The sequence below is a fragment of the Micromonospora sp. NPDC005254 genome (genome assembly GCF_042872525.1).
Lineage (GTDB): Bacteria > Actinomycetota > Actinomycetes > Mycobacteriales > Micromonosporaceae > Micromonospora.
In genome coordinates, this window is the sequence record NZ_JBIAKM010000004.1 from 268,015 (window position 1) to 290,566 (window position 22,552).

A 22,552-nucleotide genomic window follows, 5' to 3' on the forward strand; every position below is an offset into this window, starting at 1 on the left:
TCGACGCACCAATCGACGCAACTCGCACCCTAGGGTACGCTCGCCACCATGGCCAACGACGCAGTAGCGGGCAACGCGACCCGTGTGGCGCCGACAGGGCCGGGCGACAGGGACGATCCGGTCCGCGCCGTCCTGGCCGCGTACACCCAGGACCTGATCACGGCGGTCGACGAGACCCTCTCCACCTTCCTCACCGCCGAGGTCGACGCACTCACCGAGATCGACGCGGCCATGGGCGGCTTCGCGTCCGCCGCCCGCGAAGCCGTGCTGGCCGGCGGCAAGCGGATCCGGTCCACGTTCGCCTACTGGGGCTGGCGCGGGGCGGTCGGCGGCACCGAGCCCCTCCCACCGGTCCTGCCCGCGCTGGCCTCCCTCGAACTGCTGCACACCTTCGCGCTGGTACACGACGACGTGATGGACGCCTCCACCACCCGCCGCGGCCGGCCCACCGCACACGTCGCGCTCGCCGCGCAGCACGTCGCCGCCGGCCACCGGGGCGACCCCGACCGGTTCGGCGAGGCGGCCGCCGTGCTCATCGGCGACCTCTGCATGGTCTGGGCCGACAAGCTGCTGGCTCGCGCCACCATCACCCCGGCCCGACTGTTCGAGGTCCGCCGCTGCTACGACCAGATGCGCGTCGAGACGGTTGCCGGGCAGTACCTGGACGTGCTCGGCGAGAACGACCCGAGCAACTGGTCGGTCGACCGGGCACTGCGCGTGGCCCGCTACAAGACCGCCAGCTACACGGTGCAGCGACCGCTGCTCTTCGGCGCCTGCCTGGCCGGGGTGACCGCCGACGCCGCGCTGGTCACCGCGTACACCCGCTACGGCCTGGCCGTCGGCGAGGCCTTCCAACTCCGCGACGACCTGCTCGGCGTCTACGGCGACCCGGCGGCGACCGGCAAGCCGGCCGGCGACGACCTGCGCACCGGCAAGCCGACCACGCTGCTCATGCTGGCTCGCCAACTGGCCACTCCCCGCCAGCTCCGAGCACTGGAGCAGGCCGACGGCGAGCCGGTCGACCGGCTCGCCGACCTGGTCGCCGAGACCGGCGCGGTGGCCCGGGTGGAGCGGATGATCGCCGAGCGGGTGGGCGACGCCCTGGCCGCGCTCGACAGCGCGCCCGTGGACCGGACGGCGCGTACCGCGCTGACCGGGTTGGCCGCCGCCGCCACCAGCCGGCGGGCCTGATGAGCGATTCTCACGAGGAGGTGGTCACGTGCGGACGGTGACGGGACGGACGGACCGGGTGGTGGTCGTCGGCGCCGGGCTGGGTGGGCTCGCCTGCGCGCTGCACCTGGCCGGCAGCGGCCGACAGGTGACGGTGCTGGAGCGCGAGCCGGTCCCCGGCGGGCGCGCGGGCCGACTCTCCGTGGGTGGGTACGAGTTCGACACCGGCCCGACCGTGCTCACCATGCCCGACCTCATCGCCGAGGCGCTCGGGGCGGTCGGCGAGGAGCTGCACGACTGGCTCGACCTGACCCCGCTCGACCCGGCCTACCGGGCGTACTACCCGGACGGCTCGACCCTCGACGTGCTCACCGACACCACCCGGATGGCGGCCGAGATCTCCCGGGTCTGCGGGCCCCGAGAGGCCGACGGCTACCTGCGCTTCGTCGACTACGCCCGGGAGCTGTGGCGGCTGGAACGGGCCGACTTCATCGAGCGCAACCTGGACGCGCCCACCGACCTCATCACCGGCAACCTGCTCAAGCTGCTCGCCGGCGGGGCCTTCCGCCGCCTCCAGACAAAGATCAACCAGTTCTTCCGGGACCCGCGTACCCAGCGGATCTTCTCCTTCCAGGCGATGTACGCCGGGCTCGCCCCGCACGACGCGCTGGCCATCTACGCGGTCATCGCGTACCTCGACTCGGTGGCCGGTGTCTACTTCCCCCGCGGAGGCATCCACGCGGTCTCCCGGGCGATGGCCGGCGCGGCCGAGAAGCACGGCGTGCAGATCCGGTACGACACGACGGTGACCCAGGTTCAGACCGCGAACGGCCGGGCCACCGGCGTGCTCACCGCCGACGGCGAGCTCGTGCCGGCGGACGTCGTGGTGCTCAACCCGGACCTGCCGGTCGCCTACCGGGACCTGCTCCCCGCCGCGCCCGCGCGACGCCTCACCTACTCACCCTCCTGCGTCGTCCTGCACGTCGGCTCGCGACAGGGATATGCGAAGATCGCCCACCACAACATCCATTTCGGACGCGCGTGGAAGGGCACCTTCGATGAGGTCATCCGCAGGGGCGAGCTGATGACCGACCCGTCGCTGCTGGTGACCAACCCCAGCCGGACCGACCCGTCGGTGGCCCCACCGGACCGACACACCTACTACGTGCTCGCGCCGGTGCCCAACCTCGACCGGGCGCCCTTCGAGTGGCGCGGCGACCTGACCAGGCGCTACGGCGACCAGCTGATCAGCACGCTGGAGGAGCGCGGGTACGTCGGCTTCGGCGCCGGGGTCGAGGTGTTGCAGGCGATCACCCCCGCCGAGTGGGCGGAGCAGGGGATGGCCGCCGGCACCCCGTTCGCCGCCGCGCACACCCTCTTCCAGACCGGGCCGTTCCGCCCGTCGAACCTGCACCGCGACCTGTCGAACGTGGTCTTCGTCGGCTCCGGCACCCAGCCCGGTGTGGGCGTACCGATGGTGCTGATCTCCGGCAAGCTGGCCGCCGGCCGGATCACCGGAGAAGGCCGATGACGAGCCGCGAGGACCACCTCGTCGAACTGGTCGACGACCGCGGGCAGCCCTGCGGCGACACCACAGTCGCCGCCGCCCACCAGCCGCCGGGGCAACTGCACCGGGCCTTCTCGGTGCTGCTGATCGACCCGGACGGCCAGGTGCTGCTGCAACGACGGGCCGCGGTCAAGACCCGCTTCCCGCTGCGCTGGGCCAACTCCTGCTGCGGCCATCCGCGACCCGGCGAATCGCTGACCGAGGCGGCCAACCGGCGGCTGAAGGAGGAGCTGGGCACCGGCCCGGTCGAGCTGACCGAGGTGGGCGTCTACGTCTACTACGCCGAGGACCCGACCTCCGGTCGCGTCGAATTCGAGTACGACCACGTGCTGCGCGGCGAGTTCCTGCCCGCCGCCCCGCTGCGACCCGACCCGGACGAGGTGGCCGAGCTGCGCTGGGCCGACCCGGCCGCCCTGGAGGCCGAACTCGACCGCGACCCCCGGTCGTACGCACCCTGGCTGGGCGGGGTGGTGAACCGACTGCTGCGCCCCTCGGGTGCTCCGTCGGGCGCCCCCGGCTCGACCACGACCCCGGCCGGATCGTCGGCGGATGACGCGGCGGAGCGGTCGGGTGGCCGATGAGGCGCTGAGCGCGGGCGCCGTCGCGCGCCGGCTGGGGGTCGCGGTCACCACGCTGCGCACCTGGCACCAGCGCTACGGGCTCGGGCCCAGCGAGCACGTGCCCGGCCACCACCGCCGGTACACCCCCGCCGACCTGGCCCGCCTCGAAACCATGCGGCGGTTGACCGCCGAGGGCGTGAGCCCGGCCGAGGCGGCCCGGTGGGCGCGGCAGGCACCCGACCGGACGTCCGTCGACACCGTCACCCGCAGCCGGATCCGTCCGCCCGGCCGCGACGGTGGCGGCGCCATCCCGGTGGGCCGCGCCGGCCCGGCCGCCCGGGGCCTGGCCCGCGCCGCCATGCGCCTGGACGCCGCGGCGATCAACGAGACCATCGCGCACACGATCGCCGCCAGCGGCGTCGTCGCCACCTGGGAGACCCTGCTGCGCCCCGTGCTCGCCGGCATCGGTGACCGGCACGCCGCCACCTCCGGCCTGATCGAGGTCGAACACCTGGTCTCCCGGTGCGTGTCGGAGGCATTCGCGGCAGCCAGCCAGGCCAACGCGCCCAGCGGCCCCGCCCGGATCCTGCTCTCCTGCGCCGACGAGGAACAGCACACCCTCCCCCTGGAAGCGTTGGCCGCCGCGCTCGCCGAGGCCGGGGTGAGCTACCGGATGCTGGGTGCCCGGGTGCCGGTGGCCGCCCTCGTCGAGGCGGTCAACCGCACCGGCCCGGCCGCCGTGGTGCTCTGGTCACACACCCGGGCCACGGCCGACCCGGCCCAGCTCAGCGCGCTGCTCGCGGCGCCCCGCCGCCCGCTGCTGATCCTCGCCGCCGGCCCCGGCTGGCGGGCCGACACGCTGCCCGCCGGGGTGGTCCGGCCCGTCGACCTGGCCGAGGCGGTCTCGCTCGCGATGGCGGTCCGTGACTCGCTGGACCAGTCGCGGGAGGCGTGACCGGACTGTCGGTCCCCCACTCGCTTCCACTACCGTCGGGGCGTCCGCCTGCCCCGACCCCCGGGAGCGAACAGATGCAAGCCCGCGCCGCCCTGGCGTCCGTCCTCGCCGTGGTGCTGGTCTTGTCCGGTTGCGCTCAGCCAGACAGCACCGTCCACGCCGCCGGCGGGTCGCAGCCCGTCGAGTCGACCACCCCGACTGCCCCGCCCACACCGACGCCCACCCCGTCGCCGAGCCCCACCCACACCAAACCACCGAAGCCGCCCCTGCGACCGCTGCCGGCGAAGCTCCCAGCCGGGCTGCGGCGCACCACCGGCGTACGCCCCGTGGCGTTGACCTTCGACGACGGGCCCAGCCCGGCCTGGACCCCGAAGGTGCTCGACCAACTGCGGTCGGCCCACGTGACGGCCACCTTCTGCGTCGTCGGCCTCGAAGCCCAGCGGCACCCGGAGCTGATCCGGCGGATCGTCCGGGAGGGGCATCAGCTCTGCAACCACAGTTGGCGGCACGACCTCGACCTCGCCCGCCGACCGGTGGCAGAGATCAGGGCCGACCTGGTCCGCACCAACAAGGCCATCCAGGCAGCCTCCCCGGGCACACCGGTGTCCTTCTACCGGCAACCCGGTGGTCGGTGGACACCTGAGGTTCTGGCCGTGGCGAAAGAGCTCGGCATGCGCCCGCTGCACTGGGCCGTCGACCCGCAGGACTGGGACAAGCCGACCGCCGCCACGATCGCCAAGCGGGTCCACAACGCGGCACGTCCCGGTTCCATCGTGCTGCTGCACGACGGGGGCGGAAACCGGGCCGCGACGCTCGCTGCCTGCCCGCACCTGATCGCCGACCTGAAGCACCGCTTCGGCATCACCCGCCTCCACTAGATTGGCTCTGACCTGCGGTTATGCGGTGCACAACGGCTCCAGCGATACCGGTTTTGTCGACCAGCCAGGCATCACGTATGCTTTCCAAGCCTCCGGCGGGGCCGGATGGGAGCAAGTCCGCTTGAAGTTGCGAATGTGCAATGATGGCGGGGCCGCCCTCATCGTCTAGCGGCCCAGGACGCCGCCCTTTCAAGGCGGTAGCACGGGTTCGAATCCCGTTGGGGGCACGACCGGCGCAAGCCGGAGCAACACAAGCTAGGTCCTGTGGAGCAGTTGGAGTGCTCGCCGCCCTGTCAAGGCGGAGGTCGCGGGTTCAAGTCCCGTCAGGACCGCAGCGCTGACGCCGCGCCTCGCGCGGCGTTCTGCGTATCGGAGCAGGTGACCCTGCCAGCGGTTCATCCGGTTGGCGGGTAGCATGAGCCGAGCAACACGGCCAGGTAGCTCAGTTGGTACGAGCGTCCGACTGAAAATCGGAAGGTCGGCGGTTCGACCCCGCCCCTGGCCACATAGCCTTTCGCCGGGCTACAGGAGCGCCGACCAGCGGAAACGCGGTCGGCGTTCTGCTTTTCCGCCGCAGCCTGCCCGGCCTTTCCCCGTGATCGCTCGGCCTGGCCCGTGATCGCCCGGCCTGGCCCATGATCGCCCCCGCCCGGCCTGTGATCGCCCGGCCTGGCCCGTGATCGCCCCGCCTGCCCCCGTGATCGCCCGGCCTGCCCCTTGATCGACTCGCTTTCGGCGATATCGGGGTATCGCAGCGACCGGGATACCGCGACATCGCCGAACCCGAGTCGATCAACCGCGTCGGCCGCGCTGGGCGCTGGTCACTGATCGCGGCGGCCCTGTTGACGGTGCTGGGCCATCCCGCCCTGGATCGCCTCCCACACGCTGCGCCCGGCCTGCCGCAGGGTCTCACCCGCCTGCTCGGCGAGTTGTGCCGCGCTCTGAGCTGCGGCATGCGCCCCACTCGAAACACCACCGCCACCCTGGCCACCACCACCGGCCTGCCCGCCGCCCTGACCGCCGCCACCCTGACCACCACCACGCTGGCCACCGCCTCCCTGACCGCCGGCGCCCTGACCACCACCGGCCTGCCCGCCGCCGCCCTGGCCACCACCACCCTGACCAACGCCACCCTGACCATCGCCGCCCTGGCCGCCAGCCGCTTGCCCGGCGGGTTTGCCACCACCGCCACCCTGGCCGCCCTGATTCCCGCCGCCGGAGGCCCGCGACTCACCAGGACCGGGGGTTGGCGAGCCACCCGGCTGACCGGCGGGCTTCCCGGTCGACGATGCAGCCGGAGCGGGTCGGTCTCCCCCCGGACCACCCCCCGGTTGCTGCCGGTCCTGGCCCTCGGGCGGCCGCTGCCCCGCAAACCCCTGCCCCGCGGAGGTCGGGTGCGCCTGCGCGGAGGCCCGGTCCACCGGCCACCGGCCCTGCAACCGAGACTCCGGCCGCTGACCTTCCGCCGGGCGCGACTCCGCTCGCTGAGCTTCCGCCGGCCGGGACTCCGCCGCTCGCGACTCCGCCGGCCGGGACTCCGTTGGGTAAGGCTCCGCCGGGCGGGCGGGTCGTGCTCGCGTCTGGTCGCCGAGCGCGCCGGGCACACCCGCCTGTCGGGCCAGCTCGTCGCGTACGCCGGAGTGCTGCGCCTGCGCGGTGACCTGGGCGGCGCCGGCGGCCAACTGCTGGGTGCTGCGGTTGACGTCGTCGAGCGCGCCGCTGCCCGCCCGGGCCAGGGATTCGATGACCTGCGGGTTGTTGTCGATCGTGTCGAGTGCCCGGCCCAGGAGTGTCACCAGCTGCTCCAGGCGTACCCGTAGCTGCGCCTCGGCGTGCACCCCGTCGATGTCCAGCTCGACGCCGTTCAGGTGGACCCGTACGCCGGCGTCGAGCTGGAGCAGGTTGGCCAACCGGGCGCGCAGCGAGATGTCGGCGTCCAGCCCGTCCACGACCAGCCGGATCGAGTCGACCGACACATTCGGGATGTCGAGCAGGACGTCCGGGTCCCCGGCGTCGACGTCCCGGTCCGGATTCCGCTGCTGCGCGTTCTCGCTCATGCTCTCCCGCTCCCGTACGCCGCCCCGGTCGTCCGAGCCGTTCGGCGCGGTTACCCGCTTTCCGGCGGGGCATCCCGTGCGTGACGGCTCGGCAACCCACTGTCTGGAACCGGGCACCGCGCGAAGCTGCACACCGAGGCATCAGCCGGTATGGTCCGGGCCTATGGGACAGGGGATGACTGATCCGGCCGACATCCGGCAGGACCTGGAGCGGTTCTCCTTACGGTGCAGCCTCCTCGTCCCGGGTTCCGCAGAGCGGGCGTTCGCGGTCTTCACCGATGAGCTGACCGACTGGTGGGTCACCGAGTACACGTGGTCCGGTCCGGAGGCCCTCGCCGAGCTGGGCATGGAGCCACGGGCCGGCGGCATGCTCTACGAGATCGGCCCGTACGGCTTCCGCGCCGACTGGGGACGGGTGCTCACCTGGGATCCGCCCCGGCGGCTGGTCTTCGCCTGGCAGCTCGGTCCGGACCGGGTGCCGGTGCCGGACCCGGCGAAGGCGAGCGAGGTCGAGGTGCTGTTCCTCCCCGACGGGCCGGAACGGACCCGGGTCGAGCTGGAGCACCGACACTTCGACCGGCACGGCGAGGCGGCCGAGGGATACCGCAAGGCGTTGACGGCGGGCTGGCACGAGTTGCTCACCCGCTATCTCGCCACCGTGTCACGCGGCCAACAAGCCGCCTGAGCAGTCAGCGGTCGAGTTGTCGACCAGCCCGGCTGCCGTCCAGGCCCCGGCCGCCCAGGTGTGCGCGGTTTCCGGCCTCCGCCCCGGAGCCGAAGCCCGTGCCGCCGAGCCGGCGTGCCGGTGCGGTCCGCAGTCGCGGGTACTCCTCGGTGAGCCGTCGTTGCACCCGGTCGGAGCGGTCGGCCAGCATCAGCGCCACCGACGGGCCACCCGACTCGCCGGCCGCTGCCGTCTCGGCCGCCCAGAGCCGGCCCCCGATCACCTCCGCGAAGCCGGCGAGCCAGGACCGCCGGAAGGCGGCCGGATGGTCGTCCGCGGGCACCGCCGTGGCGGCCAGGCCGTGTGCGGCCTGCACGAGCAGTGAGGTGAAGAGCAGGTCCACCCGTTCCAGGTCGCTGGCGAAGCCGAACAGGTGCACCGCGAACCCGTTGCCCTGCCGGCGACGGACGCAGCGGCAGCGCAGCGGCTCCGCGACCGCGGCGAGCAGGCCCACCTTGTCCCGGGCGTACGGGGCGACGATGTCGAGCACCCGGTCGCTGACCGGGTCGGTGGTCGGATCCCGGACGGCGAGCAACGCCCTGTCGACGCCGTAGCGGGCGATCAACTCGGTCGCCTTGGCGGTGAAGGCCGCCGACTCGGCGGGTGTGCAGGCCGGGTCCTCGGCCTGGGCGAGCAGCTTGCGCACCTTGCTGAGCATGGCCTCGGACATGCCCCCAGAGCTATCACACACGGCGGACGATCTGGGACCACGATCGCATTGATCGATCAGTATCATCGTCACGATCAGCTCGACCGTCCAATACGGACGGTCAATTAACTGTTTCCGGAGGCACGCATGTCATCCCCGACCGCCCGCCTGCTCGCCGTCGCCACGGCCGCCGCCCTGCTCGCTACCGGCGCACCCGCCCAGGCCGCTCAGGCCGCCGCACCGGCCGCCCCCGCCGCCGACTCCACCGACGTCACCTCGGGGCCGAACCTCTTCGCCCCGCTCGCCACCTGTTACGGCGGGGCGGTTCGCTCGTTCTTCCAGACCGGCGGCTACGGCGGCCAGGCCGGCCCGTACCGCACCACAACCCGGTGCCGCGACATCAACGTGCGCAACGCCAGCGCGTACGGCACCGACGCCTGCGTGATCTTCATCGACAAGACCGGCAACTGCAACTACTGGACCTACCTGCCGGCCAACTCCGGCTGGGTCACCGTGGCGACCGACGTCCGGGACGGGGTCAACTTCCGGGTCCGCTTCGAGAACGTCCGCTACGAGTACGAGCCACTGGTCGCGTACCACGCCTTCTGAGCGGCCCGTGCGGGCGCGGCACCCGACGGGAGCCGCGCCCCGGGAGGCGTGGTCAGCCGGCGCGGCTACGCAGGGTGGCGACCGTCGAGCCGGCGAGCGTGAGCAGACAGTCGGAGAGCAGCCCGTCGGCCGCAGCCGCACCGAACAGGGCCTCCCCGGTCGGCACGTCCCGGTTGGCGTACGCGCTCACGAACCGGGCCACCCAGCGGGTGTCGTAGTCCGCCTGCTCGATGCCCGGGAAGTCCAGCGCGCATCCGGTGCTCGGCGCGGCGTCACCGACCATCGTCGCCGCCAGGCACCAGGCGACCCCGTACGCGCCGGGCAGGCCGGCCCGGTCGACGACGGCGTCGAACGCACCTGTCACCGCTTCCCCATCGCCGGCCAGCGCCGAGCGGAGCACGGCGGTCGCGTCGTCGAACGTCTGCTGTGGTAGGTCCGTCACCCAGCGCACAGTAGGACGGAGGGTCAAGGCCCGCCATTTCCGTCACTCTGCGTGTTCGATGCGAGCGACCTGCGCATTTCGCCACCTCCACGGTCCCGCCGCCGGCCCGGGCACGCTAATGTGCGCAGCGGACCTTCGCCGGAGGAAGGACGACCATGCTCGTATCACGCCGCTCGCGGGTAGCCACACTGGCCGCCTGCGCGACGATCCTGCTCGCCACAAGCGCTTGCGGGGATGACAAGGCCGAGGAGGGAAGCGCCCAACAGGTGCGCCTCTACGGCACGGACGGCAACATGCTCAACTCCTACCCAGCGGAGTTGAAGGATCGCGCCGATCTCGTCGACGGGATGAAGGGAACCACGCCCCTCACCCCGCTGCCCGACGACTTCAAGAGTCGGCTACGGTCCGTCAATCCGGCGCTGACGGACTACCTCTACGCCGCCGAGACGTACGACGCTGTCGTGATCGGTGTGCTCGCCGCCCAACTGGCCGGCAGCACCGACCCGGCCGCCATCGCCAAGCAGATCGTCGGCGTGACCAACAACGGTCAGCGCTGCGAGGACCCGGCCAGTTGTCTCACGCTGGCCCGGGCCGGGCAGGACATCGAGTACCGCAGCGTCTCGCTGACCCGCGCGGGCTTCACCGACAAGGGTGAGCCGGCCACCGCGAGCTACGCCACGCTGACCTTCGACGGCCAGCAGATCAACGACGGCAAGACCGAGTTCGTCGGCGCGGGCGCCGAGTCGGCGGCGAGCACCAAGACCCCGCCGAAGGCGAAGAAGGCACGCCCCGGTGAAGCCGACGACCAGCAGCCGCTGATCGTGGGCGGACTGCTGCCGAAGACCGGCGACCTGGCGATCGCCTACCCGCCGATGGCGGCCGGCGCGGCGCTGGCGATCCGGGAGATCAACGCCGCGGGCGGCGCGCTGGGCAAGCCGGTGACGTGGAAGGACGGCGACGACGGCACCAGCACGACGGTGGCCAAGGCGACCGTCGCCAAGCATGTGGCCGACGGGGTCAGCATCATCATCGGCGCCGGCGCCTCGGGCATCTCCCGGGAGGTGCTGCCGGACGTGGTCCGGGCCGGCAAGATTCTCTTCTCGCCGTCCAACACCGACTCCAGCCTGACCGACGTCGAGGACAAGGGCCTCTACTTCCGCACCGCCCCGCCGGACAGCCTGCAGGGTCGGGCGCTGGCCGACGTGATCCTCCGCGACGGGTCGCAGAAGATCGTCATCGTCGCCCGCAAGGATTCCTACGGTGAGGGCCTCCAGGCCACCGTCCGTGACGAGCTGGAAAAGGCCGGCATCGCCGGCGACCGACTCAAGCTGCTCACGTACGACCCCCCGGCCGACGCCTCGGCGGCGCCGGTGGACTTCACCGGTGGCGCGAAGGAGATCAAGGAATTCGGCGCGGACGCCGTGCTCATCATCGGTTTCGGTGAGTCGGCCCAGGTGATCCGGGCCCTCGCCGACACCGGGGTGCAGATCCGGCACTGAGCACCACCGCGGACCGCGACGGCCGCACCGGCTTCGGAGCCGGTGCGGCCGTCCTTCGTTTCCGCCTCAGCGGGCTCGGCGGCGCTCCAGGAACTCGGTCATGCGGCGGTGCTTCTCCTCGTCCTCGAAGAGCACCGCCTGGCTGACCAGGTCGAGCTGCGGATGTGCGGCGGCGGGCGCGTCCACCGCCAGCTTGGTGAGCCGCAACGCCAGCGGGGAGCCCTGCGCCATCTCGTCGAGCAGCCCGTGCGCCACCGTCAGCAGGTCGCCGGGCTCGTCCACCACCCGGTTTACCAGACCGATGCGCAGCGCCTCGGCGGCGTCCACCCGCCGGCCGGTGAACAGCAGCTCCTTGGCCCGGCCCTCGCCGATGAGGGCGGGCAGCCGGTGGGTCGCGCCCGCGCCGGCCAGAATGCCCAACCGCACCTCCGGCTGGCCGAAGACCGCCCGCGCCGTGCACACCCGCAGATCGCAGGCGTACGCCAGCTCCGCGCCACCGCCCAACGCCGGGCCGTCGACGGCGGCCACGCTCGGCATCGGCAGCGCCCTGATCCGGGCGAAGGCCGCCGAGTTGATCGCGGCCAGCGCGTCCGTGCGGCCTCGTTCGCGGAGCTGACCGATGTCGGCGCCGCCGGCGAAGATGCCCTCCGCGCCACCGGTCAACAGCAGCAGTCGGGGGTGCGCCTCCAGCTCGGCGCAGACCTGGTGCAGCTCGGCGATCAGGTCGGCGTCGATGGCGTTGCGCTTCTCCGGCCGGGCCAGCGTCACCACGAGCCGATCCGGCCGCTCCTCGATCCGCAGACCGCTCACCGTGCCCACCCTCCGTTCACCACCGCGCTCACCGCTTGACCCCGCCGTCCCAGTGGTAGAAGCCGTGCCCGGACTTCTTGCCCAGCCGGCCGGCGGCCACCATCTCCACCAGCAGCTCCGGCGGCGCGAAGCGGTCCCCGTACGCGGCCTGGAGGGTGCGGGCGATGTCCAGCCGCACGTCCAGGCCGACCAGGTCGGTGAGTTCCAACGGCCCGATCGGGTGTCGGTAGCCCAGCACCATCGCCTTGTCGATGTCGGCCGGGCTGGCCACCCCGTCGGCGACCATCCGGATCGCCTCCAGCCCCAGGGTGACCCCGAGCCGGGAGGTGGCGAAGCCGGGCAGGTCGCGTACGACGACGGGGTCCTTGCCGAGCCGGCCGGCGAGCGCGACGGCCGCCGCGGTGGTCTCCTCGGCGGTAGCCGGGCCAACCACGATCTCCAGCAGCGCCATCGCCCAGACCGGGTTGAAGAAGTGCAGGCCGAGGAAGCGCTCGGGCGCGTCCAGGCCCGCGGCCAACTCGCCGATGGCGATGCTCGACGTGTTGCTCGCGAGCAGGGCCGGGCTCAGGGCGGCGGCGTCCCGCAGCACCGTCCGCTTGAGGTCGAGCCGCTCCGGCACCGCCTCCACGAGCACTCCGGGAGCGGGGGCGACCTCGGCGAGGCTCGGGCGCAGCGTCACTCGCTCCCGGTTCGCGGCGGCCTCGTCGGCGGTCAGCTTGCCGCGCTGCACCGCCCGCTCCCACAGGTCGGCGAGCCGGGTCAGCGCGGTCGCGCCCCGGGCTGGGTCCACCTCGACCAGCTCGACGGCGTGCCCGGCTCCGGCCGCCACGTACGCGATGCCGAGCCCCATCGTGCCCGCACCGACGACCACGAAACGATCGTTCATCACGCCTCCCTGTCCGCCCCGGTGGCGCGCGGGGTCCCCGCCACGCCGGCCCGGGTGCTCGGCCCGCTCCGCTCGCTCATGGTGCGACCCTAAACAGCACGACGAACCCGCCCAGGCTTGGGGGAGCGCGCGATCGGGTACGTACGGCCTGTCAACCCAAAGGGAAGGACCGCATCGAGATGAGCCAGGCACCGGAGAGCGTCACCACCGGGGAGAGCACCAACTCCGAGACCGTGGAGACCCGGGGCGACGAGCGGGTCGACCTGCTGCGCGCCGACACCAACAACGACGGCAAGACCGACGTGTGGGTGGTGGACACCGACGGCGACGGCAAGGCCGACCTGTTCCAGTTCGACACCGACGGTGACGGCAAGGTGGACATCACCATGGTCGACATCGACGAGGACGGCACCCCCGACGAGGTGGTCGACGGCGATGGCGGCCTCCCGCCCGAGCAGCTGCCCCCGACCGTCCAGGTCTGATCTGCCGAAAAAAGGGGGGCCCTCCGACGAGGGTCCCCCTTTCCGGTCAGCCGGCGAGGCGCAGGGTGGCCAGGTAGTAGGGGGCGTCGCGGTCGTCCACATCGGTCAGCTGCCAGTCGCTGCCGTGCACCAGCTCGGCGAACTCGTCCGGCGAGCAGACCAGATAGTCGAACCACTCGGTGCCCAGTTCCCGGTAGCGCAGCCGTAGTCGCAGCTGGCCACCGAGCCGGCCCCGGCGGCGGTTGCGCTCGTGATAGCCGGTGTGCAGCGGGTCGCGGGTGCCGTACGGGTTGGTGCCGTGCGCGATGATCTGCGCCCCCGGTCGGGCCAGCGCGGCGAGCGCGGCCAGGAACACTGGCGCCCGCTCCCGCCCCTCGAACAGCCCGAGGTTGTTGCCGAGCAGCAGGAACGTGTCGTACCGCTGCCCGTCGGCGACGTGCGTGTCCACCGTGCCGTGCACCAGCCGCCGTACGCCGCGACGCCCGCTGACCGCGAGCGCGCCCGCCGACGTGTCCAGCCCGGTGACCGGCACGCCACGCTCCTGGAGCAGCAGCGCGATCCGGCCGGCCCCGGTGCCGACGTCCAGCGTCTCGCCCCGGGCCCGGTCGACGGCCCGGTGGTCGTACGGCTGCCAGTCGGCTGGCCCGTCGAGGTAGTGCGCGGCAGGAGCGCCGTTGATCAGGCCGTCGTCCCGTTCGATGATCTCGATGACCGGCCGGGGCAGCCGCCCGCCGACCATGGGCCGGGGCCCGACCCCGGTGGCCACGGCGAGCGCGTCCCGCAGCAGTTCGCCGACCACGTCACCGATTAGAGGTTCCCCCGTCACGGGGTTCACGCTATCCGGCCACTGATTGGCCCGCGGCGGCCGTATCCTTGCGGCGTGACCACGCTGGACCGGCTGTCGGCCGAGAAATACCTCCTGCTCACGACCTTCCGTAAGGACGGTCGGGCGGTCCCGACCCCGGTCTGGGCGGTCCGCGACGGAGACGCGTTGGCCGTCTGGACCCGGGCCGACTCGGGGAAGGTGAAGCGGATCCGCCACAACGGCGAGGTGACCGTGGCCCCGTGTGACGTCCGGGGCCGGCCGCACGGGGCGGAGGTGCCCGCCCACGCGACCCTCTACGGTGGCCGCGACACGGGCCGGGTGCGCGACCTGCTCAAGCACAAGTACCGGCTGATCGGCCGCCTCAGCCTGCTCGGCAGCCGGCTGCGCCGCGGCGAGGGCGGCACGGTCGGCATCCGGGTCACGCTGACCGAGGGGCAGCGCTGAGGGCGGGCACGACAAAGGGCGGCGGATCGAGATCCACCGCCCTTTGTCGGAAAAACTCGTACCGGCTCAGTCGCCCTGCCGCTGCTGCGGGATCTGACCCTGCAGCAGCGCCCTGACCTCCGACTCGCGGTATCGACGGTGGCCACCCAGGGTGCGGATGGCACTGAGCTTGCCCGCCTTCGCCCACCGGGTCACCGTCTTCGGGTCGACACGGAACATCGACGCCACCTCGGCCGGTGTGAGTAGCGGCTCTGGTTCGTGCGTTCGCGATGCCATCGGTCACTCCTCCACATGTATAGACATCGGCCGGGGTCCCGCCGGCCGACGCGTCTCCCATGGTCCGGCTAGTCCCCGATGTCCGACATGGGCCGAACGGATGAAGGTCCCTAGACGGACGGATGAACCATGCCCGATTTTTACGACTTTTACACAGCAGAAACTACCTTATTCGGACTCATGATCACGGTTCGTGATGCGTCAACTACGAGCGCACCTCGCCTTGGGAGCGCTTCTGGGATGAAATGCCCTAGTTGCACCGCTCCAGCAGCTGCACGGCACGCCACCGGGCCACCAACTTGTCGTACGCGGCGGACGCCTCCTCGGCCTCGCCGCGCGACAGCCCGGCAAGGCCACCGGCGACCAGCTCCGGCGAGTCGTCCGCGGCGAGGGTCTCGTCGGAGAGCAGGGCGACCAGGCCGCCGTAGTCCAGCTCCACCACCGAGCGCGGGTGGAACTCCTCCAGCCAGCGGGCCGCCTCCTCCACCGCCTCGGTGATCGGCGCCTCGCCCACCGACTTACGCAGCACCGACAGCGCCCGCGACGATCGGCGACGGGCCTTGGAGATCTCCGTCCGGTAGCGCAGCGCCCGCCGGCCCGGTTCGGTGACCAGGTCCCGTTCCGCCGGGTCGAAGAGCACGAACCACCGCAGCGGCACGCCCCAGGTGGCGATCTGCTCGTGCACCCGGGGCACACCGTGCTCCAGCACCCGGGCGCCGCTGCGCCAGTCGTCGACGACCGCCCTGGCCTGCCCGGCGAGCACCGGCGGCACGAAGGCGTCGGCGAGCACCGAGGGCACCCCGTCCCGGGCGTTGAGCGCCGCCTCGGCGACCCGGATGCGCAGGTTCCAGGGGCAGACCAGCAGGCCGTCGTCCGTCTCCAGGACGTACGCCTCCTCGGGCAGGTCGGGCAGCCGGGTCCAGCCCGCGCCCAGCGCCTCGATCACCGCCGTCCGCTGGCGGCCGGGCCCCTCGACCGGGGCGACCGCCCGCCCTTCGGAGACGTAGCGGCGCCAGTAGCTCTGCCGGTCCCGGTCGAAGGCGGTCAGCGGCTCGTACACGCGCAGGTAAGAAGCGAAGAGCGACGGCACCGCGCGATCCTCCCACGAACCGCACCCGTACGGGCCCAGCGGCCGGACCACGCGCGCCGCAACGTGAGATGACGCCGGCACGTCGGGCGGCCGCTCGGCGGCCGATACTAGGCTCGACCGCACCGGCAGCATCCCCGCCGGGGTCCACCAGGTCCGCGTCCCACAAGGAACGCACACCACCGTAGGAGCCAGTCATGGGCGTATTCGCGAGCACCGACGACCCGGTATCGACCGGTCACGAACAGGTCGTCTTCTGCCAGGACAAACAGAGCGGCCTGAAGGCGATCATCGGGATCTACTCCACCGCGCTGGGGCCCGCGCTCGGCGGCACCCGCTTCTACCCCTACGACAGCGAGGACGACGCGCTCGCCGACGTGCTCGACCTGTCCCGCGGGATGGCGTACAAGAATGCTCTCGCCGGGCTGGACCTGGGCGGCGGCAAGGCCGTCATCTGGGGCGACCCGGAGCAGATCAAGAGCGAGGCGCTGCTGCGCGCGTACGGCCGCTTCGTGGAGTCGCTGGCCGGCCGCTACTACACCGCCTGCGACGTCGGCACCTACGTCGCCGACATGGACATCATCGCCCGCGAGACCCGGTACGTGACCGGCCGCAGCGTCGAGCACGGCGGCGCCGGCGACTCCTCGATCCTGACCGCGTGGGGTGTCTTCCAGGGGATGCGGGCCGCCGCCGAGCACGTCTGGGGCACGCCGAGCCTGCGTGGCCGGCGTGTCGGCGTGGCGGGCCTCGGCAAGGTCGGCAAGTACCTGACCGGGCACCTGCTGGAGGACGGCGCGGAGGTGGTCGCCACCGACGTCAACCCGAAGGCCCTGGCCTGGGTGCGCGCGAACCACCCGCAGGTCACCCTGGTGGACGACGCCACCGCGCTGGTCGCGGCGGACATCGACGTGTACGCCCCGTGCGCGCTGGGCGGCGCGCTGAACGACGACACGGTGCCGGCGCTGCGCGCGAAGGTGGTGACCGGGGCGGCGAACAACCAGCTCGCGCACCCGGGCATCGAGAAGCTGCTGGCCGACCGGGGCATCCTCTACACCCCGGACTACGTGGTCAACGCCGGCGGCGTGATCCAGGTGGCCGACGAGATCGAGGGCTTCAACTTCGAGCGGGCGAAGCTGCGGGCCACCCGGATCTACGACACCACCCGCGAGATCCTGCACCTGGCGGACGCCGAGGGCGTGCCGCCGGCGGTCGCCGCGGACCGGTTGGCCGAGCGGCGGATGGCCGAGGTCGGTCGGCTGCGCACGATCCACCTGCGCTGACCCCTCCCGGAGGCGGAGGCGGATCGACCGAGATCCGCCTCCGGGCCTCCCGCGCCGGTCCGACTCGGTAAGCTGAGGCCGGGTCAAGTTTGGCGTGTTTTGTCCGGTGTCACGGGTGCTCTTCGTTCCGCTCCTTACCAGGTACACTGGGTGACGGCCGGATCGCCGCGACGCGCAGAGCCGGCCGACGGTAACCCGAGGTGCCGAACGATGGCATCCCCATGTACCGTAAGAGCCACGAGAGATGCCTGACGTCATCGGGGCCCGCCTTCGGGCTGCCCCGCATTCTGTGCGAGGGGGTCGAGCCATGGGGCGCGGCCGTGCTAAGGCCAAGCAGACGAAGGTGGCCCGGGAGTTGAAGTACCACTCCCCGAACACCGACCTCACCGCCTTGCAGCGCGAACTGGCGGGTGCTGGTAAGTCTGAGCACCACTTCGACGACGACTCGAAAGAGTTCGTCGACGACGATGATGAGAATCACGCGGACGACGACCCGGATCCCTGGGTCCGACCGACCCGCTGACCTCTCGACGCAGCTGAGCACGCGGTGACCCCCGCGTGCTCACGCATGTGCCCATCGGGAGCGAGACCGGTGCCGATCATCAGGGGCCTGCCCTGGCCGGAGGTCACTCCGGCCGGCCGACAGGCCCCTGATCACGGTCGGCCTCAGCGCGGGCGGTTGTTCCAGTTGTAGAAGGTCGGGATGTTCTCGAAGTGGTTCCAGGCGCAGACCGCGCTGACGCCGTCTCCGCCCGACACCTCCGCCCGCAGCCGCCGCGCGTCCTCGGCTTCCTGAAGCAGCGCGACGAGCCCGGGGGCGGCCTCCCGCACCCGCTTGGTCACTCCGTCCGGGGCGTCGTCCGCTTCGCGCTCAGGCCGCCGGTGACTGGTGGTCTCGGGCATGCTCCAACACTCCCTCCAATAGGCGGATCTTGCTGTTGCGGCAGTGCTCGGTCTCCGTACCGTCAAAACGCCCCAGCTCGAAGTAACGGTTGGCGGCATGACCGCCGCCGCAGAAGCCGAAGTACGGGCAGGACGCCCGGCACGCCTCCACGCCCCCCAGGAACTCGCCCACCCAGGGCGTCGACGCCGCGTCCGTCAGGATCCGGGCCAACGGAGTGGCCAGCACGTTCCCGCTGCTGAAGTCGCCGTAGTGCGGATCGGTGAACCCGGCCAACTCCGGGGAGAGCACGGTCACCGAGCCGTCGTGCCCGATGGTCGGGATCGGGTCCAGCCGACGGGGCAACACGCCGTCCGCCGCGCCGTCGAGCACCGCCGCCGCGTACCGCAGCGACCACTCGACCTCGCGAAGGTGGATCCGGGGCTCCTTGCGCCAGGCCGAAACCAACTCGGCCCAGAACGCCGTCACCGCAGCCGCGTCATGGCTGTTGTCGCGGGTGTTGACGCCCTCGGTCTCCTCGATGTTGATGCCCAGCACGTCGCAGCCCAGCCCGAGGAAGTAGTCGTACAACTCGGCGGCGAGCCCCGGCGCCGGCCGGGACACCACGGCCAGCGCGGAGAAGGGCAGCCCGTGTCGGCGCAGCGCCGCCACACCGCGCAGGATCCGGTCGTACGCCGGCTGACCGCCACGGTTGACCCGGTCGCCATTGCGTTCGGCGGGCCCGTCCACGCTCACACTCACCCGCACCTCGTGCCGGGCGAAGAACGCGCACCACTCGTCGTCGATCAGCGTGGCGTTCGTCTGCACGTGGTGCTCGACCTCGGGCCCGAAGGGCGCGATCAGGTCGGCCAGGTGCTCCCGACCGGCGGCCAGCGGCTCGCCGCCGTGCCACACGACGGAAAAGCGACCGGCCGCCGCCCACGGGTTGACCGCCGCTGCCACCGCCTCGGCCACCGGCACCGACATCCGCCGGTCAGCGGCCCGAAACGGCAGGTAGCAGTACGCACAGTCGAGGTTGCAGAGGGTCGTCGGCTGCATGACGACGTACGACGGGACCGCGGCCAGACCGCGCATCCCGCTGAACGACAGTTCCCCCGCAGCCATCACCCTCCTCCGCCCAGCCTGAGCCCTTCAGGCTAGGCGGCACTGGCCACTCGGGTGAAGCCCTGATCAGGTGCCCGTACGATCACCGGAGCGTGATCATCCGCGAGTGTGCTGACCGACCATCTGCACGTTGCCGGTGCCCTCGATGATCTCGCCAGCCTGCCACGCCTCGACCCCACGGCCGGTCAGGGTGGCCAGCGCACGGTCGGCGTCCTCGGCCGAGACGATCGCGAACATGCCGACACCCATGTTGAAGGTCGACTCCATGTCGTGGTCGTCGATCCGGCCCTTCGACTGGATCAGGTCGAAGATCGGCTGCGGCTTCCAGGTGGACCGGTTGACCACCGCGTCGACGTGCTCCGGCAGCACCCGGACCAGGTTGCCGGGGATGCCGCCGCCGGTGATGTGGGACAGCGCCCGCACGTCGGCCTCGGCGATCAGCTTGAGGCAGTCCTTGGCGTAGATCTTGGTCGGGGTAAGCAGCTCCTCACCCAGGGTCCGCTGCCGACCGAAATCGTCGATCACGATGTCCAGACGCATCCGGGCCGCGCCCAGCAGCACGTGCCGGACCAGGGAGTAGCCGTTGGAGTGCAGGCCGGAGGAGCGCATCGCGATCACCACGTCGCCCACCTCGACCCGCTCGGGGCTGAGGATGTCGGCTTCCTCGACCACGCCCACGCCGGTGGCGGAGATGTCGTACTCGTCCGGGCGCAGCACACCGGGGTGCTCAGCGGTCTCCCCGCCCAGCAGCGCGCAGCCCGCGTACCGGCAGCCGTCGGCGATGCCCGCGCCGATCTCGGCCACCTTGTCCGGAACGACCTCGCCGGTGGCGATGTAGTCGAGCAGGAACAGCGGCTCGGCGCCACAGGCCACCAGGTCGTCGACGACCATCGCGACCAGGTCGATGCCGACCGTGTCGTGGATGTCCATCTGCTGGGCGATCACCAGCTTGGTGCCCACACCGTCGGTCGAGGACGCCAGGATCGGGCTCTTGTACTTCTTCGTGTCCAGCCGGAACAGGCCGGCGAAGCCGCCGAGGTCACCCAGCACCTCGGGGCGACGGGTCTGGCGCACCTTCGACTTGAGCAGCTCCACCGCGCGGTCACCCGCGTCGATGGAGACCCCGGCGTCGGCGTACGAGACCGAGCGTTTACGGGCCTGACGGCCAGCACCGCCCGTCCACGGCTGGTGGTCGCCGCCAGCGCCGGTCGGGCTGCTTCCTGCGCCGCTGCGCTCGGACACGTGCGTCACGGTTCTCCCCTTTGTGGTTCTCGGTGCCGCGCCGGCGGTGGCCGGGCCGCGCCGGTTGGTGCTACGGGCGGTTTGCGGTCACGCCACCCGGAGTGGCGACGAGCGGGCCGAAGCTGTCCGGGGCTTCCGGCGTCGCGTTGGCGACCCGGCGGCCCACCCCTTCGAGGACGTGCTTGCCGATCAGGTTGCCGGCCGGCAGCTCGATCGGGTACTCCCCATCGAAACACGCCCGACACAGCCGGGTCTTCGGCTGCTCGGTCGCGGCGATCAGGCCAGGAAGCGAGACGTAACCCAGCGTGTCGGCGCCGATGGAACGCCGGATGCCGTCGTTGTCCAACCCGTTGGCCAGCAGCTCCGCCCGAGTGGCGAAGTCGATGCCGTAGAAGCACGGCCAGCTGACCGGCGGGGAGGAGATCCGGACGTGCACCTCCAGCGCCCCCGCCTCGCGCAGCATCCGCACGATGGCCCGCTGCGTGTTGCCGCGCACGATCGAGTCGTCCACGACCACCAGCCGCTTGCCGCGGACGTTCTGCCGCAGGGGGTTGAGCTTGAGCCGGATGCCCAGCTGGCGCAGGGTCTGCGACGGCTGGATGAAGGTGCGGCCCACGTACGGGTTCTTCATCAGGCCCGCGCCGTAGGTGATGCCGGACGCCTCCGCGTAACCGATCGCGGCCGGCGTGCCGGACTCGGGCACCGGGATGACCAGGTCGGCCTCCACCGGGTGCTCCTTGGCCAGCTGACGACCGATCTGCACCCGCGCCGCGTGCACGTTGCGCCCGGCGATGGTGGCGTCCGGGCGGGCGATGTAGACGTACTCGAAGAGGCAGCCCTTCGGCTCCGGCGACGCGAACCGGGTGGAGCGCAGCCCCTCCTCGTCGATCGCGATCAGCTCACCGGGCTCGACCTCGCGCACCACGCTGGCGCCGACGATGTCCAGAGCGGCGGTCTCGCTCGCCACCACCCAGCCACGCTCCAGCCGGCCGAGCACCAGCGGGCGCACGCCGTGCGGGTCGCGGGCCGCGTACAACGTCGACTCGTCCATGAAGACGAAGCTGAACGCCCCGCGCAGCTGCGGCAGCACCTCGAGCGCGGCCGCCTCGACGGACAGGTCCGGATGGCTGGCCAGCAGCATGGTCACCAGCGAGGTGTCGTTGGTCGAGCCGTCCGCGACCAGGCCGCGCTCGGCGACCTCCTTCTCCAGCTCGGCGGTGTTGACCAGGTTGCCGTTGTGGGCCAGCGCGATGGTCGTGCCGGAACTTGTCGACCGGATGGTCGGTTGGGCGTTCTCCCAGTTGGAGGCGCCGGTCGTGGAGTAACGGGCGTGGCCGATCGCCAGGTGGCCGCGCAGGCTGGCCAGGGTGGGCTCGTCGAAGACCTGGGCCACCAGGCCGAGATCCTTGTAGACCACCACGCCCGAGCCATCGCTCACCGCGATGCCTGCGGCCTCCTGGCCACGGTGCTGCAGGGCGTAGAGGCCGAAGTAGGTCAGGTTGGCGACCTCTTCACCGGGGGCCCAGACACCGAAGACGCCGCAGGCGTCCTGGGGGCCGGGTCGTTGGGGGTCAAGGTCGTGGCTCAGCCGGCCGTCGCCTCGGGGCACTACCGCTCCCTCATGCTGGTCTGGACCGGCCTGGCGGGGATCACGGTGCGGATCCACACTCCTCGGCCGGGACCACTGTCGTCGCCTGACAGTGTACGCGAGTCGCCGTCGATACAGATAGTCACGATTTCCCTGCCGAGAGTCACGATCACTCGGACATCCGCGCAGCTAGAGGGGCAGGTACGCCGAGAGGTCCGCCCGGATGCCACTCACCTGAACGCGACCATCGGTGACCGCTTCGGCCCACGCGATCCGGCCGGTGGCCAGCCCCAACCAGGTCTGCGGGGACATCTCGACCACGTTCGGCGGGTTTCCCCTGGTGTGTCGAGGACCGGGAACGCACTGGATCGCACCGTATGGTGGGACGCGCACCTCCACCGATCGGCCGGGGGCGCGCTCCGCGAGGACGGCCAACAAGGACCGGACCGCCTCCCGGAGTACCGGCCGTTCGGGCGTACGACCCTCGTCAAGCGCCGACAAAGCCGCCGCCACGGC

Annotated in this window: 25 protein-coding genes and 3 tRNA genes; 15 read left to right on the forward strand and 13 right to left on the reverse strand. The window is 71.9% G+C overall.

Annotation, left to right across the window (positions count from 1 at the left end):
- Positions 1-48: 48 nt before the first annotated feature.
- The 8 genes from ACFYPR_RS14415 to ACFYPR_RS14450 all read left to right on the forward strand — a co-directional run bounded on the left by ACFYPR_RS14415 (position 49) and on the right by ACFYPR_RS14450 (position 5,635).
- A complete protein-coding gene (locus ACFYPR_RS14415; RefSeq protein WP_354853530.1) occupies positions 49-1,191 on the forward strand; it encodes a polyprenyl synthetase family protein in 1,143 nt (380 codons plus the stop codon).
- Positions 1,192-1,219: 28 nt separating this feature from the next.
- Entirely contained in the window at positions 1,220-2,701 is a 1,482-nt protein-coding gene (gene crtI, locus ACFYPR_RS14420) for a phytoene desaturase family protein (RefSeq protein ID WP_387260329.1), read from the forward strand.
- The gene (gene idi / locus ACFYPR_RS14425; RefSeq protein ID WP_355064660.1) at positions 2,698-3,318 is read left to right on the forward strand and encodes an isopentenyl-diphosphate Delta-isomerase; all 621 of its coding nucleotides are present in this window, start codon (positions 2,698-2,700) and stop codon (positions 3,316-3,318) included. Before crtI ends, idi begins: the two co-directional genes overlap by 4 nt.
- On the forward strand, positions 3,308-4,252 hold the full coding sequence (locus tag ACFYPR_RS14430; protein ID WP_354853906.1) for a MerR family transcriptional regulator: 945 nt from the start codon (positions 3,308-3,310) through the stop codon (positions 4,250-4,252). Before idi ends, ACFYPR_RS14430 begins: the two co-directional genes overlap by 11 nt.
- A gap of 74 nt (positions 4,253-4,326) precedes the next feature.
- On the forward strand, positions 4,327-5,130 hold the full coding sequence (locus ACFYPR_RS14435; RefSeq protein WP_363940251.1) for a polysaccharide deacetylase family protein: 804 nt from the start codon (positions 4,327-4,329) through the stop codon (positions 5,128-5,130).
- A 154-nt stretch (positions 5,131-5,284) separates the two neighbouring features.
- Positions 5,285-5,357: transfer RNA gene (locus ACFYPR_RS14440), tRNA-Glu, on the forward strand.
- Between the two features lie 31 nt (positions 5,358-5,388).
- Positions 5,389-5,462: transfer RNA gene (locus tag ACFYPR_RS14445), tRNA-Asp, on the forward strand.
- Positions 5,463-5,561: 99 nt separating this feature from the next.
- Positions 5,562-5,635: transfer RNA gene (locus ACFYPR_RS14450), tRNA-Phe, on the forward strand.
- 316 nt (positions 5,636-5,951) lie between these two features.
- On the opposite strand, the gene ACFYPR_RS14455 is transcribed toward ACFYPR_RS14450, so the two are convergent.
- Entirely contained in the window at positions 5,952-7,187 is a 1,236-nt protein-coding gene (locus ACFYPR_RS14455; protein ID WP_387260331.1) for a hypothetical protein, read from the reverse strand.
- A gap of 163 nt (positions 7,188-7,350) precedes the next feature.
- On the opposite strand from ACFYPR_RS14455, the gene ACFYPR_RS14460 reads away from it, so the two are divergent.
- Entirely contained in the window at positions 7,351-7,872 is a 522-nt protein-coding gene (locus tag ACFYPR_RS14460) for an SRPBCC family protein (protein ID WP_354853515.1), read from the forward strand.
- A gap of 4 nt (positions 7,873-7,876) precedes the next feature.
- On the opposite strand, the gene ACFYPR_RS14465 is transcribed toward ACFYPR_RS14460, so the two are convergent.
- Positions 7,877-8,581, reverse strand: a complete 705-nt coding sequence (locus ACFYPR_RS14465) for a DUF2786 domain-containing protein (protein WP_387260333.1) — start codon at positions 8,579-8,581, stop codon at positions 7,877-7,879.
- 126 nt (positions 8,582-8,707) lie between these two features.
- Here ACFYPR_RS14465 and ACFYPR_RS14470 point away from each other — a divergent pair, with 126 nt between their 5' ends.
- Positions 8,708-9,169: a hypothetical protein gene (locus ACFYPR_RS14470; protein WP_354853510.1), complete on the forward strand. Its 462-nt coding sequence runs from the start codon at positions 8,708-8,710 to the stop codon at positions 9,167-9,169.
- A gap of 52 nt (positions 9,170-9,221) precedes the next feature.
- Here the strand turns inward: ACFYPR_RS14470 and ACFYPR_RS14475 are convergent, their stop codons facing one another.
- Positions 9,222-9,611 (reverse strand): hypothetical protein, encoded by a 390-nt coding sequence (locus ACFYPR_RS14475; protein WP_354853507.1) that lies wholly within the window; start codon positions 9,609-9,611, stop codon positions 9,222-9,224.
- A 155-nt stretch (positions 9,612-9,766) separates the two neighbouring features.
- Here ACFYPR_RS14475 and ACFYPR_RS14480 point away from each other — a divergent pair, with 155 nt between their 5' ends.
- Positions 9,767-11,110 (forward strand): ABC transporter substrate-binding protein, encoded by a 1,344-nt coding sequence (locus ACFYPR_RS14480; RefSeq protein ID WP_354853505.1) that lies wholly within the window; start codon positions 9,767-9,769, stop codon positions 11,108-11,110.
- A 66-nt stretch (positions 11,111-11,176) separates the two neighbouring features.
- Here the strand turns inward: ACFYPR_RS14480 and ACFYPR_RS14485 are convergent, their stop codons facing one another.
- Both ACFYPR_RS14485 and ACFYPR_RS14490 read right to left on the reverse strand, forming a co-directional pair.
- Positions 11,177-11,920 (reverse strand): enoyl-CoA hydratase/isomerase family protein, encoded by a 744-nt coding sequence (locus tag ACFYPR_RS14485; protein WP_354853502.1) that lies wholly within the window; start codon positions 11,918-11,920, stop codon positions 11,177-11,179.
- 28 nt (positions 11,921-11,948) lie between these two features.
- Positions 11,949-12,806, reverse strand: a complete 858-nt coding sequence (locus ACFYPR_RS14490; RefSeq protein ID WP_354853500.1) for a 3-hydroxyacyl-CoA dehydrogenase family protein — start codon at positions 12,804-12,806, stop codon at positions 11,949-11,951.
- Between the two features lie 179 nt (positions 12,807-12,985).
- Here ACFYPR_RS14490 and ACFYPR_RS14495 point away from each other — a divergent pair, with 179 nt between their 5' ends.
- On the forward strand, positions 12,986-13,288 hold the full coding sequence (locus tag ACFYPR_RS14495) for a hypothetical protein (RefSeq protein ID WP_354853497.1): 303 nt from the start codon (positions 12,986-12,988) through the stop codon (positions 13,286-13,288).
- Between the two features lie 46 nt (positions 13,289-13,334).
- Here the strand turns inward: ACFYPR_RS14495 and ACFYPR_RS14500 are convergent, their stop codons facing one another.
- On the reverse strand, positions 13,335-14,114 hold the full coding sequence (locus ACFYPR_RS14500; RefSeq protein ID WP_355064650.1) for a class I SAM-dependent methyltransferase: 780 nt from the start codon (positions 14,112-14,114) through the stop codon (positions 13,335-13,337).
- Between the two features lie 54 nt (positions 14,115-14,168).
- Between ACFYPR_RS14500 and ACFYPR_RS14505 the strand changes: the two genes are divergently transcribed.
- Entirely contained in the window at positions 14,169-14,558 is a 390-nt protein-coding gene (locus ACFYPR_RS14505) for a PPOX class F420-dependent oxidoreductase (protein ID WP_234583170.1), read from the forward strand.
- A gap of 66 nt (positions 14,559-14,624) precedes the next feature.
- On the opposite strand, the gene ACFYPR_RS14510 is transcribed toward ACFYPR_RS14505, so the two are convergent.
- Both ACFYPR_RS14510 and ACFYPR_RS14515 read right to left on the reverse strand, forming a co-directional pair.
- Positions 14,625-14,834, reverse strand: coding sequence for a BldC family transcriptional regulator (locus ACFYPR_RS14510; protein WP_007073996.1), 210 nt, complete (start codon positions 14,832-14,834; stop codon positions 14,625-14,627).
- A gap of 250 nt (positions 14,835-15,084) precedes the next feature.
- Positions 15,085-15,924: a hypothetical protein gene (locus ACFYPR_RS14515; RefSeq protein ID WP_234583169.1), complete on the reverse strand. Its 840-nt coding sequence runs from the start codon at positions 15,922-15,924 to the stop codon at positions 15,085-15,087.
- A 194-nt stretch (positions 15,925-16,118) separates the two neighbouring features.
- Here ACFYPR_RS14515 and ACFYPR_RS14520 point away from each other — a divergent pair, with 194 nt between their 5' ends.
- Together ACFYPR_RS14520 and ACFYPR_RS14525 are read left to right on the forward strand one after the other, a co-directional pair.
- Positions 16,119-17,201, forward strand: coding sequence for a Glu/Leu/Phe/Val dehydrogenase (locus tag ACFYPR_RS14520; RefSeq protein WP_355134085.1), 1,083 nt, complete (start codon positions 16,119-16,121; stop codon positions 17,199-17,201).
- 307 nt (positions 17,202-17,508) lie between these two features.
- The gene (locus tag ACFYPR_RS14525; protein WP_007454329.1) at positions 17,509-17,724 is read left to right on the forward strand and encodes a DUF3073 domain-containing protein; all 216 of its coding nucleotides are present in this window, start codon (positions 17,509-17,511) and stop codon (positions 17,722-17,724) included.
- A gap of 143 nt (positions 17,725-17,867) precedes the next feature.
- Here the strand turns inward: ACFYPR_RS14525 and amcA are convergent, their stop codons facing one another.
- The 5 genes from amcA to ACFYPR_RS14550 all read right to left on the reverse strand — a co-directional run bounded on the left by amcA (position 17,868) and on the right by ACFYPR_RS14550 (position 22,549).
- Positions 17,868-18,104: a multiple cyclophane-containing RiPP AmcA gene (amcA, locus tag ACFYPR_RS14530; protein WP_354853483.1), complete on the reverse strand. Its 237-nt coding sequence runs from the start codon at positions 18,102-18,104 to the stop codon at positions 17,868-17,870.
- The gene (gene amcB, locus ACFYPR_RS14535) at positions 18,073-19,176 is read right to left on the reverse strand and encodes a cyclophane-forming radical SAM peptide maturase AmcB (protein ID WP_354853903.1); all 1,104 of its coding nucleotides are present in this window, start codon (positions 19,174-19,176) and stop codon (positions 18,073-18,075) included. Before amcB ends, amcA begins: the two co-directional genes overlap by 32 nt.
- A 126-nt stretch (positions 19,177-19,302) precedes the next feature.
- On the reverse strand, positions 19,303-20,457 hold the full coding sequence (gene purM, locus ACFYPR_RS14540; RefSeq protein ID WP_354853480.1) for a phosphoribosylformylglycinamidine cyclo-ligase: 1,155 nt from the start codon (positions 20,455-20,457) through the stop codon (positions 19,303-19,305).
- A 61-nt stretch (positions 20,458-20,518) separates the two neighbouring features.
- Entirely contained in the window at positions 20,519-22,057 is a 1,539-nt protein-coding gene (gene purF / locus ACFYPR_RS14545; RefSeq protein WP_354853477.1) for an amidophosphoribosyltransferase, read from the reverse strand.
- Positions 22,058-22,225: 168 nt separating this feature from the next.
- Entirely contained in the window at positions 22,226-22,549 is a 324-nt protein-coding gene (locus ACFYPR_RS14550; protein WP_354853900.1) for a sterol carrier family protein, read from the reverse strand.
- Positions 22,550-22,552: the final 3 nt, after the last annotated feature.

Coding starts and splice junctions, on each gene's coding strand:
- ACFYPR_RS14415 (WP_354853530.1), top strand. CDS start 49: ATGGCCAACGACGCAGTAGCGGGCAACGCGACCCGTGTGGCGCCGACA.
- idi (WP_355064660.1), top strand. CDS start 2,698: ATGACGAGCCGCGAGGACCACCTCGTCGAACTGGTCGACGACCGCGGG.
- ACFYPR_RS14435 (WP_363940251.1), top strand. CDS start 4,327: ATGCAAGCCCGCGCCGCCCTGGCGTCCGTCCTCGCCGTGGTGCTGGTC.
- ACFYPR_RS14455 (WP_387260331.1), bottom strand. CDS start 7,187: ATGAGCGAGAACGCGCAGCAGCGGAATCCGGACCGGGACGTCGACGCC.
- ACFYPR_RS14460 (WP_354853515.1), top strand. CDS start 7,351: ATGGGACAGGGGATGACTGATCCGGCCGACATCCGGCAGGACCTGGAG.
- ACFYPR_RS14465 (WP_387260333.1), bottom strand. CDS start 8,581: ATGTCCGAGGCCATGCTCAGCAAGGTGCGCAAGCTGCTCGCCCAGGCC.
- ACFYPR_RS14470 (WP_354853510.1), top strand. CDS start 8,708: ATGTCATCCCCGACCGCCCGCCTGCTCGCCGTCGCCACGGCCGCCGCC.
- ACFYPR_RS14480 (WP_354853505.1), top strand. CDS start 9,767: ATGCTCGTATCACGCCGCTCGCGGGTAGCCACACTGGCCGCCTGCGCG.
- ACFYPR_RS14490 (WP_354853500.1), bottom strand. CDS start 12,806: ATGAACGATCGTTTCGTGGTCGTCGGTGCGGGCACGATGGGGCTCGGC.
- ACFYPR_RS14495 (WP_354853497.1), top strand. CDS start 12,986: ATGAGCCAGGCACCGGAGAGCGTCACCACCGGGGAGAGCACCAACTCC.
- ACFYPR_RS14510 (WP_007073996.1), bottom strand. CDS start 14,834: ATGGCATCGCGAACGCACGAACCAGAGCCGCTACTCACACCGGCCGAG.
- ACFYPR_RS14520 (WP_355134085.1), top strand. CDS start 16,119: ATGGGCGTATTCGCGAGCACCGACGACCCGGTATCGACCGGTCACGAA.
- ACFYPR_RS14525 (WP_007454329.1), top strand. CDS start 17,509: ATGGGGCGCGGCCGTGCTAAGGCCAAGCAGACGAAGGTGGCCCGGGAG.
- amcA (WP_354853483.1), bottom strand. CDS start 18,104: ATGCCCGAGACCACCAGTCACCGGCGGCCTGAGCGCGAAGCGGACGAC.
- amcB (WP_354853903.1), bottom strand. CDS start 19,176: ATGCGCGGTCTGGCCGCGGTCCCGTCGTACGTCGTCATGCAGCCGACG.